This window comes from Candidatus Pelagibacter communis (assembly GCF_001180165.1).
GTDB classification, from domain to species: Bacteria; Pseudomonadota; Alphaproteobacteria; order Pelagibacterales; family Pelagibacteraceae; genus Pelagibacter; species Pelagibacter ubique_P.
In genome coordinates this window covers 20,171-36,458 of sequence record NZ_CVSQ01000021.1, presented here as the reverse complement: position 1 = coordinate 36,458, position 16,288 = coordinate 20,171, and the positions used below count along the sequence as shown (strand labels likewise).

Sequence of the window (16,288 nt, the reverse complement as noted above, 5' to 3'; positions counted from 1 at the left end):
TAGAAATGGATGCGCATTACTTCACTGCGTTTTGTTATGAAAAAATAAAGCAAGGATTACCTAATGCAAAAATCAAAGATAGCGATCGTCTAGTTAATTGGGTAAGATTAGTAAAATCAAATGCTGAAATAGGTTTCATGAAATCTGCTGCAAAAATTTCTGAAAAAGGAATGAAAACTGCAATGGAGGTTATTAAACCAGGAGTAAGACAGTGCGATGCAGTAGGTGAAATTCAAAAAACTTTATTCTATGGAACAGAAGAATTTGGAGGAGAATATTCTAGTATTGCAACATTACTTCCAACAGGGAAAGGTACTTCAGCTTCGCATTTAACAGCAACTCAAGATAAATTTGTGGAGGGTGAGGCTACAATTATTGAATTATCTGGGGTTTATAAGAGATATCATGCTCCAATGGCGAGAACAGTTCTGCTTGGAAAACCCAATCAATTAAAGATTGATACAATGAACAAAACAATTGAAGCTTTAAATGCTGGCATAAGTCAAATTAAACCTGGGAATACAGCAGATGATGTTGCTCAGTCTTTTTGGAAAATTTTAGATAAATATGGAATAGAAAAAAAATCTAGAACGGGTTATTCGATTGGAATTGGTTATCCTCCAGATTGGGGTGAGCATACACTAAATATTTATAAAGGGGACATGACGGTTCTTGAGCCCAATGTTTGTTTTCATATGATTGCAGTAATGCAGTTTGGAGATTGGGGAGTTGAAGCATCAGAGGCTATTAGAGTTACAGAGAATGGATCGGAATTATTTTGTAATTTTCCAAAAGAGCTTCATATTAAGAGTTAATTAGCTATTGAAATCTATTTATACAAATGTTTTATATTCACCTTTATGTCTAAAAATCCAGAATTTGTAAAATTCGATAAAGTAGATAAAAGTTATGACGGTAAAGTTCTTGTCGTCAAAGATCTTCAATTAGATATTGCAGAAGGTGAGTTCATAACAATGCTTGGTCCATCTGGATCAGGTAAGACAACTTGTTTAATGATGTTAGCTGGTTTTGAAACGCCAACTCACGGTGAAATATTATTAGATGGAAATATAATTTCGAATATCCCTCCACATAAAAGAGGGATCGGAATGGTTTTCCAAAACTATGCATTGTTTCCACATATGACAGTTTATGAAAACTTAGCATTTCCATTAAGAGTAAGAAAAGTTGAAAAAGATGAAATAGATAAAAAAGTTGATAAAGCTTTATCGATGGTTTCATTAAGTGGTTTCGAAACTAGGATGCCAGCTCAACTTTCAGGTGGTCAACAACAGAGGGTAGCAGTTGCAAGAGCCCTAGTATTTGATCCAGCAGTTGTATTAATGGATGAACCTCTAGGAGCATTAGATAAAAATTTAAGAGAAAGCATGCAATATGAAATAAAACATATTCATGAAAGCATCGGTGTGACAGTTGTATATGTAACTCATGATCAAAGTGAGGCTTTAACTATGTCAAATAGGATTGCAGTATTTAATGATGGAAAGGTTCAACAACTTTCAAATCCAGCCGAACTTTATGAGAAGCCAGTGAATTCTTTTGTTGCTGAGTTTATTGGGGAAAATAACACTTTTAATGGAGAGGTGGTTGATATCGCTAAAGATAAATGCAAAGTAAAATTAGCAAATTCAGAAATATTAGCTAACCCAATTTCTGTTAAGTCTAAAGGTGAGAAAACAACAGTCTCATTAAGACCTGAAAGAGCATTAATAAACCCAACTGACAAGATGGATAATATGTTTACCGGAAAGATTGAAGAAGTAATTTATCATGGCGATCATACAAGAGTTAGATTAAATCTATTAGGTAGCTCAGAGTTCATTCTTAAAGTTCCCAACAGCACATCCAATTTAGAATTAAAAGTTAATCAAGACATAAATATTGGGTGGAATAGTGCTGATGCTAGAGCATTAGATCCAAAATAATTTCAATTAAAAATATGTATATCTAATATACATTTTAAAGACAAATCAGCTGTTGACTTCACTTTAGCTATTTGTTGTACTTTTACTTATATAAATTAATTTATATCAACGTTTAAACGGAGGAATAATGAAAAAACTAAGTAAATTATTACTAGCTCTTTCTTTTGTTGTATCTCTAACTTCTTCAGCCTTTGCTGTTACAGTAGCATCATGGGGTGGAGCTTATACTGAGTCACAAAAGCTTGGGTATGGTGATCCTACTGCTAAAGCACTTGGAATAGAAATCAACTGGGTTGACTATTCTGGTGGTTTATCAGAAATCAAAGCACAAAAAGAAGCGGGTGCTATAACTTGGGATATCATAGACTTATTTGCATTCGATACTATTAATGGATGTGATGAAGGTTTATTTGTTAAGTTTGATTTTGACAAAGACTTCCCAGCTGCACCAGATGGAACTCCTGCAAGTGAAGACTTCTTCACAAGCATGCCAAGTGAATGTGCTGTAGGTAACATCTTATATTCTTGGAACTATGCTTTTGATACAAGAGCATTCGGTGGTAAAGAGCCTAAGACAATTAAGGATTTCTTTAACACTAAAAAATTCCCAGGAAAAAGAGCAATCTACAAAAGTGCTTTAACTAATTTAGAAATCGCTTTAGCTGCGGATGGCGTGAAGTTAGGTGACGGCGGAACTAGAGTTTATAGAAAACTTCTAGAAGACGGTGGAATCGACAGAGCGTTAAACAAAATTAAAAAATTATGTACAGATCCAAATGGCGGATGTGTATTCTGGTCTGCAGGTGCTCAACCACCTGAATTACTAGTTGCTGGTGAAGTTGTTATGGCAACTGGTTGGAACGGAAGATTCTTTAATGCTGAAGTTGGTGAAGGTGCTCCAATTAAACAAGTATGGGATGGTCAAGGTCTTGATTACGAATACTTTGCTTTAGTTAAGGGTGGTCCAGATGAAGCAAATGCTAAAAAAGCTTTAGCTATGATGACTAACACTGAGATGTTAGCTGGTAGCGCGAAGTACATTGCATACGCTCCATGGAGAAAATCTTCTCTTGATGTAATCACTGCTGGTGAGCCATGGTACAAAGATGGCAAAACTAACATGATGCCTCAAATGCCAACTGCTCCTGCTAACACTAAAAACTATTTCTTAGTTGACCCATTCTTCTGGGCTGACTATGGAACAGAAATTGGTGAGAAGTGGGAAGCTTTCAAAGCAGGTCTATAATTTCAGTTTTAATCACTGAATTTATATAATATATTTAGGGCGGTTATTAATTAACCGCCCTATTTTTTTATGAGCTCTGAAACAAAACAAATTTTAACAACTGACGGTATACCATTAGAAGTCAGTTTGAAGAAAGCTGAACGGAAGAATAAAATTAAAGCGTTTCTTCTAGTAGCCCCTTTATTATTATTTTTAGTCATCACTTATATATTTCCAATTGGAGAAATGTTTACAAGAAGTATTGATGACAAAATGATTACCAACATGCTTCCAAAAACATTTAAGGAAATGGAAAGTTGGGATGGACAAGAATTGCCACCTGAAGAAATTTTTTCTGCTTTTTATTATGATTATAAAGCTCTTGTTGAGAAACAAGAACATGGAAAACTTGGCCAAAGATTAAATAAAGAAAAAAATGGTTTTAATTCAACGACTAAAAGATTGTTTAGAAATATTAAAAGAAAAAAGATAGATGAAAGTGCCAGCATCAAAGAACAGATGATGAAGGTCCATAAAAATTGGGGTAAAGTAGAGTATTGGCAAGCTATAAAAAGAACAGCACCACCTTATACATTAGCTAAATATCTAAAAGGTATGGATATGTATTATGCTGCAGATGGAAGCATTGCCCAAGTAGAAGAAGATAGAAGAATTCATAGAATTTTGTGGTTAAGAACGCTTGAAATTGCATTTTTTGTTACAGTGTTTTGTTTTTTAATGGGATATCCTATAGCTCATTTACTCGCAACATTACCAATGAAGTATTCAAATCTGTTGATGATTTGTGTTCTTCTTCCATTTTGGACTTCATTATTAGTTAGAACTGCAAGTTGGATGATTTTGCTTCAACAACAAGGGGTCGTAAATGACTTTTTTGTCATGATAGGATTAGTTGCAGACGATAGTAGGCCTGAAATGATGTACAATAAAGTTGGAACATATGTGGCGATGACACAAATATTATTGCCTTTTATGGTTCTTCCGCTTTATAGCGTGATGAAAACAATCTCGCCTAGTTTAATGAGGGCAGGAAAATCTTTAGGAGGAACCCCTTTCGTTGCATTTTGGAAAGTTTATTTCCCATTAACTATTCCAGGTATAGGAGCGGGATGTCTGTTAGTATTTATTTTGGCAATTGGTTATTACATTACTCCTGCATTAGTAGGTGGAGCATCAGGAACTTTGATTAGTAATCAAATTGCATTCCATATGAAACAAACTTTAGATTGGAGTTTTGCTTCTGCAATGGGATTAATGTTGTTAACTGGAGTTTTAGTTATTTATTGGATTTATAATAAATTAGTTGGAGTAGATAATATTAAATTAGGATAAATATGGCATTACCAAGTTATACAGAAACACGTTATAGAATTTGGCATTATGTTTATCTAGCTATTTGTGCATTTGTGTTTTTCTTTTTAATTGCACCACTATTTGTAATATTTCCATTATCGTTTAACGCTGAAGAATTTTTAGTTTTTTCTGAGGGAATGAAAAATCTTGATCCTGATGCTTTTTCTTTAAGATGGTACAAAGATATGGTCTATGGAACTAAAAACCCATGGGGATTAGCTGCAAAAAATAGTTTTATAATTGCAATATTTGCAACCATTGGTTCAATAATTTTAGGTACTTTGGCTGCTTTAGGATTGAGTAGTAGGCACATGCCTTACAAAGGAATTATAATGGCCACTCTTATTTCTCCAATGATTGTTCCATTAATTATATCAGGTGTTGCAATATTTTTCTTTATGGCAAAAGTAGGTTTAGCAGCAACGCACACAGGAATAGTTTTTGCTCATATAATACTAGGGACTCCATTTGTTGTAATTACTGTAACCGCAACACTTTCTGGATTTGATCATAGTGTAACAAGAGCCGCAGCAAGCTTAGGTAGTAACCCAGTAAATACATTCATGAAGATAACTCTTCCATTGATATTACCCGGTGTAATTTCAGGAGGATTGTTTGCTTTTGTGACATCTTTTGATGAAGTTGTGGTGGTGTTATTCCTAGCAGGTTTAGAAAATACGACTATTCCAATACAAATGTGGACAGGTTTAAGAGAACAATTGAGCCCGACAATTCTTGCAGTAGCAACCTGTTTAATTCTTTTATCAACTTTAATTCTTGTAACTGCCGAATTATTAAGAAGAAGATCTGAGAGATTAAGAGGAATAAATAGATAATTTACCCAAATAATTTATTCATATATAGAAGTTACTATGGAAATTAAAAAAGTTGTAGTTATTGGTTCTGGTACAATGGGTAGCGGGATAGCTGCCCACTTATGTAATGCAGACGTACCAGTTACTCTTTTAGATTTAACAACTGAAATCAGCGAAAAAGCTAGAGAAAGAATTCATAAATCTAGACCTCCTCTGCTAATAGATAAGAGTAAAATTAACAATATTAATGTTGGAAATATTGAAGAAAATTTTGACGTAGTAAAAGATGCAGATTGGGTGGTAGAGGCAGTAGTAGAAAGAATTGATATTAAACACAATATTTATGAAAAGATATTTAAGAACAGAAAAAAAGGCGCAATAGTTTCATCAAATACATCATCAATTCCAATTAAAGTTCTATCAGAAAAACTAAATGACGAAGAAAAAAAAGATTTTTGTATCACTCACTTTTTTAATCCTGTCAGATACATGGGATTGTTAGAAATTGTTAAAAACGAAAATAACGACTTAAATAAAATTAATTCTTTAAAGAAATTTTGTGAAGTTGAGCTTGGTAAAGGAGCTATAATCTGTAATGATACTCCAGGGTTTTTAGGTAATAGAATTGGTGTTTATGCTATGCAGGTTGCCATGACGGAAGCATTCAAAATGAAACTTTCAATAGAAGAAGCGGATGCAGTTTTTGGTAGACCAATGGGTATACCTAAAACAGGAGTATTTGGATTGTATGATCTGATTGGAATTGATTTGATGGCCGATGTATTAAAAAGCTTTATAAAAGAACTTTCAGATAAAGATGAATTTCAAATTGTTGCAAAAGAAATTCCATTAGTAAAAAAATTAATTGAGACAGGCTACACCGGTCGTAAAGGAAAAGGTGGCTTTTATAGAATGAATAAAAGTGGAGATCAAAAAATTTTAGAAGCGATTAATTTAGAAACAGGAGAGTATTCAGCAACAAAAAAAATAGATTTAAGAATTGAGACTGTTGACATCAATAATTTAATTAATCGAAAAGATAAGTATGGTGAGTATGCTTGGATTGTAATTTCAAAAATAATTAAATATGCATCTTCACTGGTTCCAGGAATTACCAATAAGTTTAATGATATTGATGAAGCTATGAGACTTGGTTTTAATTGGGCAATGGGTCCTTTTGAAATGTTGAAATCTATAGGGATAAAGAATTTCTTTGAAAGAATCGATGACTTTGAAAATAATAAATTTTTAGAAAATTTATCAAAATCAAAAGATGAAAATTTCTATGGAGAAAGACAAATTTATACAGACATTCAAACTTTAGGAAAAATAAGACCATCAGCAATTAAACTGGATAAAAATAATTCAGCTGAAATTCATCGATTTAAAGATTTTAATATTGTTGAATTTACAACAAAAGCTTGTGCATTAGATTATGACTCAATGGATGCACTGAAAAATGCAACTGACAAACCCTTAATAATAATTAATGAAAGCATGCAATTTTCAGCAGGTGTAAATTTAAGTTATACTATGAATTTTGCTGACAAAGGAGATTTTAAATCAATTGAAAAATTCATTAAGTATTTTCAAGATACATGCAAAACCTTAAAATACTCTAAGTACCCAGTTGTATCAGCTCCCTCTGGACTTACGCTCGGAGGAGGCTTTGAGGTTTTAGTCCAAAGTAATTTTGTTGCCTCACACACAAATTTAGTTATTGGATTAGTTGAAACTATTGTTGGATTAGTTCCAGCAGGTGGGGGATGTAAAGAAATGTTGTGGAGATGGTCACAAACAGAAGAAGCAAAATCAGACCCAGATTATGCACCATTAAAAGTTTTTGATATTATTGGTTATGCTAAAACAGCTACATCTCCAATCGAGGCTGAGCCATTAAAATATTTAAGACCAGAAGACAAAAAAATAATGAACAGAAACAGTCTTTTTGAGGAATCAAAAAATTTAATTGATCAAAATAATGATTTTGTTCCTCCAGAAGAGTGTAACTTCAAACTTTCTGGAAAACCGTTGAAAGATAAAATGGTTAAGGTTTTAGAGAAATTATACAACGAAAAGGTAATTTTAGATCATGGTATGCATGTTGGAACTGAGCTTGCAAACGTTTTAAGTGGTGGAGACACAACTATTGAAAAAGTATTATCAGAGGATGATCTTTATAAATTAGAACTAGACTCTTTTATGAGATTGATAGAAACAAAACAAACTCAAGAAAGAATTAAACACACATTGTCGACTGGCAAACCTTTGGTTAATTAGAATTAAACATTCTCAGGGTTTTAATATAATCAGGTCTTAAAACATAAATTGCTTTATTACCTGTTTTAATTTTAGTTAATATATCTAAACCATAAACTACTTTACCAATTGGAGTATATTCACCTTGATAAATTGGAATTTCTTTTAATGTAATAAAGAATTCACTATCTTCTGTATCAAATTCTGTTGCTCTAGCAAAACCTACACTTCCCTCTGTAAATTTAAAATCATCGCTCAGTTCTGATTTTAACAATCCTAATCCAGACTTTCCGCTACCAATTTTGGAATAATCTAAATTATTTATATTTCCATACTCAATATCTCCAGCTTGTACAAAAGTATTTTCTGAAACTTTATAAAAAGCAGAACCATCATACATTTTTTGTTCAATTAAAGTTTTAAATCTTTCTACCGCTTTTGGAGAAATATCTGGATAAAGTTCAATTATTACATTTCCACACTCAACATTCATTACTGCAATATTATTTGGTTCATTAAAATTAAGTTTACTTAAATTATTTTTTCCAACAAATAGACATTTATTTTTTAATAAAAAAAAAGATGTAAAAGCAAAAATTGAAAGACTAATTAAAAATATAAATAAAATTTTTTCTGATTTTGAGGCTTTAATAGTTTTAATCATAAAATATTTTTATCTATTTTAGCTAAGTTTAATTTTATAAAATTCACTTTGTTATTTAGGATTTTGTCACTATTAATTTTATCTTCAATTGTTTCTTTATCAGTCATTAAAAATGAAAAAATTTCTGCCATATCTTCAGATGGGATAGATTTAGAATATTCTGTTAAAAAACCATCAGTTTTTTCATATAGATCTAAGTTTAATCTATCAGAACAAGTTGAACATTCAGCATAATTAAATGATGTTTGATTAAAAGATGAAAATTTACCTTCATCAAAATGTTCAACGTGTGTATTTTGAATCATATGAAAAATTTCATGGTGTATCATTCTTTCAAAATATTTTTTATTAAAATTAATATCTAAAATTAAGGTTCTGTTTTTATTATCAGGTATTCCCCCAGTATTAATTTCAGAGATGAATAAATTTTCACAAAATACAATATATTTTAATTTTATCTTATTAAGAAAATTAGAATTATATCGATTAAGATTTTTTTCAATTAAAGGAAATTTTGTATTTAAATTATTTATATCAACTTTGTCACAAGTAATGTTCTTATTTGCACCAATTTTAAAATTACCTTTAGCGCTTAAATAACGAATATTATTGTCGTTTTTTAATTTATAAATTTCTAAATTAGGAATTTTTATCAGATTATAAATTTCATCAGCATTTACATGCGAAATATGAAAAATAAGAATAAATAAAAATAAAATTTTCATTAAATTATTATAGACGAATTAGATTAGATAATATTATCTTAGATTATTAAAAAATGAAAAAAGAAAGAAACAAAAATCCAATTCAACCAGTTAGTGGAACTAAAGTTCCAAGATTTGCTGGCCCAAGCACTTTCGCAAGACTTCCCGAACTAAGAGATGTGGAAAGTTGTGACGTTGCAATTGTTGGAATTCCATTTGATGCTGGCACAAGTTATCGACCCGGAGCAAGATTTGGTCCACAAAGCATCAGGCAAGCATCTAGACATTTGAGAACTAATTATCATCCTAATTATGATGTTGAGCCTTTTAAAATCCAACAAGTAGCTGATGCTGGTGATATTGCTTGCAATCCATTTAGTATTGATGAAGCAATCAACCAAATAGAAGTAGGCGCAACAGATTTACTAAATAAGGTTGGAGGAATTATAAGTTTAGGTGGAGATCATACTATTGCAGTTCCACTGTTAAGAGCAATCAATAAAAAAAATAAGGGTCCTGTATCTTTAGTTCATTTTGATGCCCACTTAGATACTTGGGATACATATTTTGGTGCACCTTATACTCATGGAACTCCATTCAGAAGAGCAAGAGAAGAAGGTTTATTTTTAGATGATGCTTCTATGCATGTTGGAATTCGTGGACCACTTTATAGTAGAGATGATATTAAAAATGATGAAAGTTTTGGATTTAAAATAATTCATTGTGATGAGTTTCAAACAGAAGGAACCAATAAAATAGCAGAAAGAATTAGAAAAAGAGTGGGAGACAATCCTCTATACTTATCAATTGATATTGATGTTTTAGACCCTGCATTTGCTCCAGGTACTGGTACACCAGAAATTGCAGGGATGACTACAAGAGAAATGGTAAATGTTTTAAGAGGCTTGTCTGGATTAAATTTAGTTTCAGCAGACGTTGTTGAGGTTTCTCCAGCATATGATCATGCAGAAGTAACTTCTTTAGCAGCAGCAACTATTGTTTATGAATTAACTAATTTATTTGCAAAAACATAAAGAAAGGATAACGTCAAAACATGTTAGACAAAAAAAATTTTTACATTAATGGAGCGTGGGTTAAGCCAAACAGTTCTGAGGAAATTAAAGTAATTGATCCTGCCACAGAAGAAAATTGTGCAGTAATTACTTTAGGGAACAAAGCTGATGTTGATATTGCTGTTAATGCAGCTAAAGATGCCTACGAGACTTGGGCCTTTTCTTCCAAAGAAGAAAGAATTGCACTATTAGAAAAACTTTATGAAAATTATAAGAAAAGATGGGCAGATATTGCAGAAGCTATAACTCTTGAGATGGGTGCTCCAAAAGATTTTGCAACAAAATTACAAGCAGGCACAGGAGCAAGTCATATTAAATCATTTATTAGATACTTAAAAAATTTTGCATTTGAAAAACCATTAGGTGAGCATGCTCCTAATCAAAGATTAATTTATGAACCAAAAGGTGTTTGTGCATTAATAACACCATGGAATTGGCCGATGAACCAAGTTTGTTTAAAAGTAATGCCAGCAATAGCTGCAGGTTGTACAATGGTTTTAAAGCCATCAGAATTAGCACCACTATCTTCAATGATACTTGCTGAAATTATTGATGATGTAAAATTTCCAAAAGGTGTGTTCAATTTAGTTAATGGTGATGGAGCAACAACAGGTGATGCTCTTACAAGTCATCCAGATATTAATATGATTTCTTTTACGGGATCAACAAGAGCAGGAGCTTTGATTTCACAAAATGCTGCTAAAGATTTTAAAAGAGTAAGCTTAGAATTAGGTGGTAAAGGAGCAAATATAATTTTTAAAGATGCTGATCCAGAGGCTATTGAAAGAGGTGCTTTAAGATGTTTTAGAAATTCTGGACAATCTTGTAATGCGCCAACAAGAATGTTAGTTGAAAAATCAATGTATGAAGAGGCTATTGAGAGATTAAAAAAATATACTGAAAGTTTTGAGGTTGGTGACCCTAAAAAAGAAGGAGAACATATAGGTCCAGTTATTTCAGAAACTCAATACAATAAAATACAAACTTTAATTCAAAAAGGAATAGATGAAGGTGCAAAATTAGTTGCTGGAGGAACAGGTAAACCTGATGGATTAGACAAAGGTTACTTTGTTAAACCAACTGTTTTTGCGGACGTAAATAATAATATGGAAGTTGCAAGAACAGAAATTTTTGGACCCGTTTTATCTGTTATCCCATTTGAAACAGAAGAAGAGGCAATAACAATTGCAAATGATACTGCTTATGGATTAACAAATTATATCCAAACTCAAGATTCCGAAAAAGTACAAAGAGTTGCGAGAAAATTAAGATCTGGAATGGTTGATGTAAATGGAGCAGGTATTGCAGTTGATGCACCTTTCGGTGGTTTTAAACATTCTGGAATAGGTCGAGAAGCAGGTGAACACGGTTTAGAAGAGTTTTTAGAAGTAAAAGCCGTAGGTGGTTGGAGTTAATTTACCGATTTATCTTTTACACCTTCTAAAAATTTAAGACATTTTTTCATTTCATTTAATTCTATGAACTCGTCAATTTTGTGAGCTTGTTCTATGGAACCAGGTCCACAAACAACTGTACTGATTCCTAATTCTTGAAATAAACCAGCTTCTGTTCCAAAAGAAACTACTTCTCTAGAATTATCACCAGTTATATTTGATACAAATTCACATGCTTCAGACTCATCCAATCTGTTAAAACCAACAACTTCACCTATCACTTCTTTTTTAATATAAGAATCTGTAAATACTTTTTTCATTTCTGGTAAGAGTACATCGTTTGCATATTTATCAATTTCATTCGTAACAAATTCCCCATCTTCTTTAACAACTGGTCTTGTTTCCCATTCAACACTACATTTATCTGCAATGACATTATGGGCAATACCACCCTTAATTCCCCCAATTGATAAAGTTGAATGTGGAGGATCAAAAATACTATCTTTTTGAACTCTTTTTTTTAATTCTTCTCTAATTTCTAAAAGTTTTCCAACATATCTAGTAGCATATTCAGCTGCATTTACTCCTAAATGTGGTTTAGAACTATGTCCTGCAAGTCCTCCAAAGTGAACTGTGTATTCATTCATACCTTTGTGGGCATCAATAATTTTCATTTTAGTTGGTTCACCAATTATACAAATTCCATTTTTGATATCTCTTTTTTTCAATTCCTCTATTAATAAAGGAGCTCCAATACATGCAGTCTCTTCATCAAATGTGTAACAGAAATGTAAGTCTCTATCTAAATTACTTTCTTTGAAGATAGGTGCATAAGCAAGTGTACATGCAATAAATCCTTTCATATCACATGAACCTCTTCCATATAATTTATCATTTTTAATAGTTGCAACGAATGGATCACTGCTCCAACCTTTAGACACTGGGACCACATCAGTGTGTCCAGATAATATGATAGGTTTTTTTGTGCTTTGATTTTTTGCTTTTAAAGTTCCAAAAAGATTAACTCTTTTTTTATCATCATCATAAACTTTGAAAGTATCTATACCTATGTTCTTTAAAATTTTTTCACAATAATCAATTAAATTACTGTTATCTTGACCTGAGATAGTTTTAAATGCGATTAAGTCAGTTAAAATCTTGATTGATTTTTCATATAAATTGTTATCTATACTCATAAACTTAAAACACTATATTATATTATGATTAAAGAGCAAATTACCTATAATGATTTTGATAAAGTAGATATTAGAATTGGTACTGTAATTTCTGTTAAAAAAAATGAAAAAGCGAGAAAGCCATCTTTAGTGGTTGAAGTTGATTTTGGAAGCGATATTGGCATTAAACAATCTTCAGCTCAAATTACTCATTATTATAATGAGGAGAATTTAAAAGGAAAACAAGTTATTGCTGTTTGTAATTTTCCTGAAAAAAATATTGCTGGAATAGTTTCTCAAGTATTAGTTTTAGGAGCAATTGATGCCGATGGTAAGGTTACACTTGTTCATCCCTCTCAAAAAGCAGAAAATGGATTACCGATCGCTTAGTAATGCATCCTGAAATTCTCTCTATAACTTTATTTGGAATAGTTGCTGCATTTACTCCTGGACCAAATAATTTCGTTGCTTTCTATTCCGGTTTCAACTTTGGTATTCTAAGAACACTACCTCATATAATTGGTGTAACTTTAGGATTTCCTTTTTTGTTATTATGTTTAGCTCTAGGTCTGATAAATATTTTTAAGCTTTATCCTTTAATTCAAGAAGTATTAAAATATTTAGGAACTCTATTTTTAATTTATTTAGCATACAAAATTTCTTTTTCAGGAACTTCAGATCAGGAGAATAAAAATAAAAATCCAATTAAGTTTCATGAAACTTTTATTTTTCAATTTTTAAATCCTAAAGGGGTTATTGCATCAATTATTCTTGTTTCTACTTATATTAATCCAGGAGAAACCTTTGTAAGTTATACGACTCAAATTATTATTATGGCTTTAATTGTTTCAGTGACCAGTATAACTCTGTGGACCTTTTTGGGTAAATTTTTCAGGAAATTTGCGACAAATCAGAAATTTATTAATTACTTTAATTATGCTATGTCACTGCTTCTTTTAACAAGCATAATAACTTTTTATTTATAATATGACCCCAGGAAACAAAAATTCTTATAATTCACTTAAGAAAATCACAGTTAATGACAAAGAGTATAATTATTATTCATTAAATGATGCAGAAAAAAATGGACTTGAAGGAATAAATAAACTTCCAAAATCTCTAAAAGTTTTACTAGAAAATTTATTAAGATACGAAGATGAATTAAGTGTAACGAAATCTCAAATAGAAGCGATTAAAAACTGGCTAAAGACAAAAAAATCTAAAACTGAAATTGCATATAGACCAGCAAGAGTTTTGCTTCAAGATTATACTGGAATACCTGCGGTTGCAGATTTAGCTGCAATGAGAGAAGCAGTAAAAGAAAAAAATAAAGATCCAAATACAATCAATCCATTGTCTGCAGTTGATCTTGTAATTGATCACTCTGTGCAAGTCGACCAATCTGCAAAAGCAGATTCTTTTGAAAAAAATGTCGATATAGAATTTGAAAGAAATGGTGAGAGATATTCTTTTTTGAAATGGGGACAACAGGCATTTGATAATTTTAGAATAGTTCCACCAGGAACAGGAATTTGTCACCAAGTAAATCTGGAATATTTGTCGAAGGTTGTTTGGTCAGAGGAATTTAAAGGAGAAAAATATCTTTTTCCAGACACTTTAGTTGGAACAGACAGTCATACAACAATGGTAAATGGTTTATCTGTTTTAGGATGGGGTGTTGGAGGAATTGAAGCTGAAGCAGGAATGTTAGGTCAACCAATTTCTATGTTAATACCAGAAGTCATTGGTTTTGAAATAAAAAACAAATTGCCAGAAGGAACCACTGCAACAGATTTAGTTTTAACTGTTGTTAAAATGTTAAGAGATAAAGGTGTGGTTGGTAAGTTTGTTGAGTTTTATGGAGAGGGTTTAAAAAATTTAACTCTTGCAGATAGAGCTACAATTGCAAATATGGCACCAGAATATGGTGCTACTTGTGGCTTTTTTCCTATCGATGAAGAAACTCTAAAGTATTTAAAATTTTCTGGAAGAGATCAACAAACTGTTGATATCGTAGAAAATTATGCCAAGGAACAAGGTTTATGGGCAAGTAACGAAATAGAATTTACTGACGTTATATCTTTAGATATGTCTACAGTTGTACCAACTATTTCAGGACCTAAAAGACCTCAAGACAAGGTTCTTTTAACAGATGCACCTGGTTCGTTTAAAAAAGTATTGCAGGAAGCTACAAATAAAAATGAAAAATCAATTTCAAAAGTAACAAATACAGATTATGAAATTAAAGATGGTTCAATATTAATTGCAGCAATAACATCTTGTACGAACACTTCTAATCCAAATGTTCTAATTGGAGCTGGACTATTAGCTAAAAAAGCAATTGAAAAAGGTTTACAGGTTAAACCCTGGGTAAAAACTTCTTTAGCACCTGGATCTCAAGTAGTTACAGATTATTTGGCAAAAGCTGGATTAAACACTTATTTAGATCAGCTTGGCTTTAATTTAGTTGGGTATGGCTGCACAACTTGCATTGGAAATTCAGGACCACTTCCAGAAAATATTGTAGAAGCGATCCAAAAAGAAAATATTTATGCTGTTTCAGTTTTATCTGGAAATAGAAATTTTGAGGGAAGAATTTCTCCTCATATAAAAGCTAACTATTTGGCTTCACCTCCACTAGTTGTTGCATATGCAATAGCTGGTCATATGGAAGTTGATTTATACAAAGATCCATTAGGAAAAGATAAAGAAGGAAAAGATGTATTTTTAAAAGATATTTGGCCATCAAATAAAGAGATAGAAGACACATTAAAAGACTCACTTAATGCTGAGATGTTTATACAAAGATACTCAAATGTTTCTGAAGGCCCAACTCAATGGCAAAAAATTAAAACTGATAAAAGCAGTATCTATAATTGGGATGAGGGATCAACATATGTAAAAAAACCTCCGTTTTTTGACTCTTTACCAGATAAACCAGAAGGATTTAAAGAAATTAAGGATGCAAGACCATTATTAATTTTAGGTGATATGGTTACCACTGACCATATATCGCCAGCCGGGAGTATTCAAAAAGATAGTCCAACTGGTGAATATTTCATGGAACACCAAATTTTACCTAAAGATTATAACTCATATGGTTCTAGAAGAGGTAACCATGAGGTTATGATGAGAGGAACTTTTGCAAATATAAGAATTAGAAATGAAATGGCTCCTGGTACAGAAGGTGGTTTTACAAAGTTATATCCAGAAGAAAAAGTTCTTCCTGTCTATGATGCGGTAGTTGAATATAAAAAAAGAGGAACAGATTTAGTTGTAATTGGTGGAAAAGAGTATGGAACTGGATCGTCTAGAGATTGGGCAGCTAAAGGAACAAAATTACTTGGAATAAAAGCAGTAATTGCAGAGAGTTTTGAAAGAATTCACCGATCTAATTTAATTGGAATGGGTATATTGCCATTACAATTTATCGAAGAAGTAAATAGAAAAAATCTAAAATTAATTGGTTCTGAATTAATAAGTATTCTAAATATAGAAAAGGGTGTTAATCCCTCAGATGAAGTGACAGTAGAAATCAAATATGCTTCTGGCGAAATAAAGAAAATTAAAACTTTATGCAGAATTGATACAAAAAATGAATTAGAGTATTATAAAAACGGAGGTATTCTGCAGTACGTTTTAAGGAATATGATTTAGTT

14 protein-coding genes are annotated in these 16,288 nt (G+C 31.7%); 11 read left to right on the top strand and 3 right to left on the bottom strand.

Annotated features, from left to right (window positions below; all coding sequences use genetic code 11):
• The 6 genes from AMN88_RS01655 to AMN88_RS01630 all read left to right on the top strand — a co-directional run.
• Positions 1–815 (top strand): M24 family metallopeptidase (locus AMN88_RS01655; protein ID WP_075536141.1); only part of this gene is annotated, 815 nt, incomplete at its 5' end.
• Positions 816–860: 45 nt separating this feature from the next.
• Entirely contained in the window at positions 861–1,946 is a 1,086-nt protein-coding gene (locus tag AMN88_RS01650; RefSeq protein ID WP_075536139.1) for an ABC transporter ATP-binding protein, read from the top strand.
• Between the two features lie 127 nt (positions 1,947–2,073).
• Positions 2,074–3,192 (top strand): extracellular solute-binding protein, encoded by a 1,119-nt coding sequence (locus AMN88_RS01645; protein WP_075536138.1) that lies wholly within the window; start codon positions 2,074–2,076, stop codon positions 3,190–3,192.
• Between the two features lie 69 nt (positions 3,193–3,261).
• Positions 3,262–4,524, top strand: a complete 1,263-nt coding sequence (locus AMN88_RS01640; RefSeq protein WP_075536137.1) for an ABC transporter permease — start codon at positions 3,262–3,264, stop codon at positions 4,522–4,524.
• A gap of 2 nt (positions 4,525–4,526) precedes the next feature.
• Entirely contained in the window at positions 4,527–5,381 is an 855-nt protein-coding gene (locus AMN88_RS01635; protein ID WP_075536136.1) for an ABC transporter permease, read from the top strand.
• A 36-nt stretch (positions 5,382–5,417) separates the two neighbouring features.
• Positions 5,418–7,640, top strand: coding sequence for a 3-hydroxyacyl-CoA dehydrogenase/enoyl-CoA hydratase family protein (locus AMN88_RS01630; RefSeq protein WP_075536135.1), 2,223 nt, complete (start codon positions 5,418–5,420; stop codon positions 7,638–7,640).
• Here the strand turns inward: AMN88_RS01630 and AMN88_RS01625 are convergent.
• Together AMN88_RS01625 and AMN88_RS01620 are read right to left on the bottom strand one after the other, a co-directional pair.
• Positions 7,633–8,283 (bottom strand): peptidylprolyl isomerase, encoded by a 651-nt coding sequence (locus AMN88_RS01625; RefSeq protein WP_075536134.1) that lies wholly within the window; start codon positions 8,281–8,283, stop codon positions 7,633–7,635. The genes AMN88_RS01630 and AMN88_RS01625 overlap by 8 nt on opposite strands.
• Positions 8,280–9,008: a putative zinc-binding metallopeptidase gene (locus AMN88_RS01620; RefSeq protein WP_075536133.1), complete on the bottom strand. Its 729-nt coding sequence runs from the start codon at positions 9,006–9,008 to the stop codon at positions 8,280–8,282. Before AMN88_RS01620 ends, AMN88_RS01625 begins: the two co-directional genes overlap by 4 nt.
• 53 nt (positions 9,009–9,061) lie before the next feature.
• On the opposite strand from AMN88_RS01620, the gene speB reads away from it, so the two are divergent.
• Both speB and AMN88_RS01610 read left to right on the top strand, forming a co-directional pair.
• The gene (gene speB, locus AMN88_RS01615; protein WP_075536132.1) at positions 9,062–10,021 is read left to right on the top strand and encodes an agmatinase; all 960 of its coding nucleotides are present in this window, start codon (positions 9,062–9,064) and stop codon (positions 10,019–10,021) included.
• Positions 10,022–10,041: 20 nt separating this feature from the next.
• Positions 10,042–11,475 (top strand): aldehyde dehydrogenase family protein, encoded by a 1,434-nt coding sequence (locus tag AMN88_RS01610; protein ID WP_075536131.1) that lies wholly within the window; start codon positions 10,042–10,044, stop codon positions 11,473–11,475.
• Here AMN88_RS01610 and argE read toward each other — a convergent pair.
• Positions 11,472–12,650, bottom strand: a complete 1,179-nt coding sequence (gene argE, locus AMN88_RS01605) for an acetylornithine deacetylase (RefSeq protein ID WP_023854192.1) — start codon at positions 12,648–12,650, stop codon at positions 11,472–11,474. The genes AMN88_RS01610 and argE overlap by 4 nt on opposite strands.
• 27 nt (positions 12,651–12,677) lie before the next feature.
• On the opposite strand from argE, the gene AMN88_RS01600 reads away from it, so the two are divergent.
• The 3 genes from AMN88_RS01600 to acnA are packed head-to-tail and all read left to right on the top strand — an operon-like array spanning position 12,678 to position 16,286.
• A complete protein-coding gene (locus AMN88_RS01600) occupies positions 12,678–13,019 on the top strand; it encodes a tRNA-binding protein (protein WP_075536140.1) in 342 nt (113 codons plus the stop codon).
• Positions 13,020–13,021: 2 nt separating this feature from the next.
• Positions 13,022–13,615, top strand: coding sequence for a LysE family translocator (locus AMN88_RS01595; RefSeq protein WP_075536130.1), 594 nt, complete (start codon positions 13,022–13,024; stop codon positions 13,613–13,615).
• 1 nt (position 13,616) lies between these two features.
• The gene (gene acnA, locus AMN88_RS01590) at positions 13,617–16,286 is read left to right on the top strand and encodes an aconitate hydratase AcnA (RefSeq protein WP_075536129.1); all 2,670 of its coding nucleotides are present in this window, start codon (positions 13,617–13,619) and stop codon (positions 16,284–16,286) included.
• Positions 16,287–16,288 lie beyond the last annotated feature (2 nt).

Bases quoted from the DNA above. Each gene is read 5' to 3' on its own strand.
- AMN88_RS01650 (WP_075536139.1), top strand. From the start codon at position 861: ATGTCTAAAAATCCAGAATTTGTAAAATTCGATAAAGTAGATAAAAGT.
- AMN88_RS01645 (WP_075536138.1), top strand. From the start codon at position 2,074: ATGAAAAAACTAAGTAAATTATTACTAGCTCTTTCTTTTGTTGTATCT.
- AMN88_RS01640 (WP_075536137.1), top strand. From the start codon at position 3,262: ATGAGCTCTGAAACAAAACAAATTTTAACAACTGACGGTATACCATTA.
- AMN88_RS01635 (WP_075536136.1), top strand. From the start codon at position 4,527: ATGGCATTACCAAGTTATACAGAAACACGTTATAGAATTTGGCATTAT.
- AMN88_RS01630 (WP_075536135.1), top strand. From the start codon at position 5,418: ATGGAAATTAAAAAAGTTGTAGTTATTGGTTCTGGTACAATGGGTAGC.
- AMN88_RS01625 (WP_075536134.1), bottom strand. From the start codon at position 8,283: ATGATTAAAACTATTAAAGCCTCAAAATCAGAAAAAATTTTATTTATA.
- AMN88_RS01620 (WP_075536133.1), bottom strand. From the start codon at position 9,008: ATGAAAATTTTATTTTTATTTATTCTTATTTTTCATATTTCGCATGTA.
- speB (WP_075536132.1), top strand. From the start codon at position 9,062: ATGAAAAAAGAAAGAAACAAAAATCCAATTCAACCAGTTAGTGGAACT.
- AMN88_RS01610 (WP_075536131.1), top strand. From the start codon at position 10,042: ATGTTAGACAAAAAAAATTTTTACATTAATGGAGCGTGGGTTAAGCCA.
- argE (WP_023854192.1), bottom strand. From the start codon at position 12,650: ATGAGTATAGATAACAATTTATATGAAAAATCAATCAAGATTTTAACT.
- AMN88_RS01595 (WP_075536130.1), top strand. From the start codon at position 13,022: ATGCATCCTGAAATTCTCTCTATAACTTTATTTGGAATAGTTGCTGCA.
- acnA (WP_075536129.1), top strand. From the start codon at position 13,617: ATGACCCCAGGAAACAAAAATTCTTATAATTCACTTAAGAAAATCACA.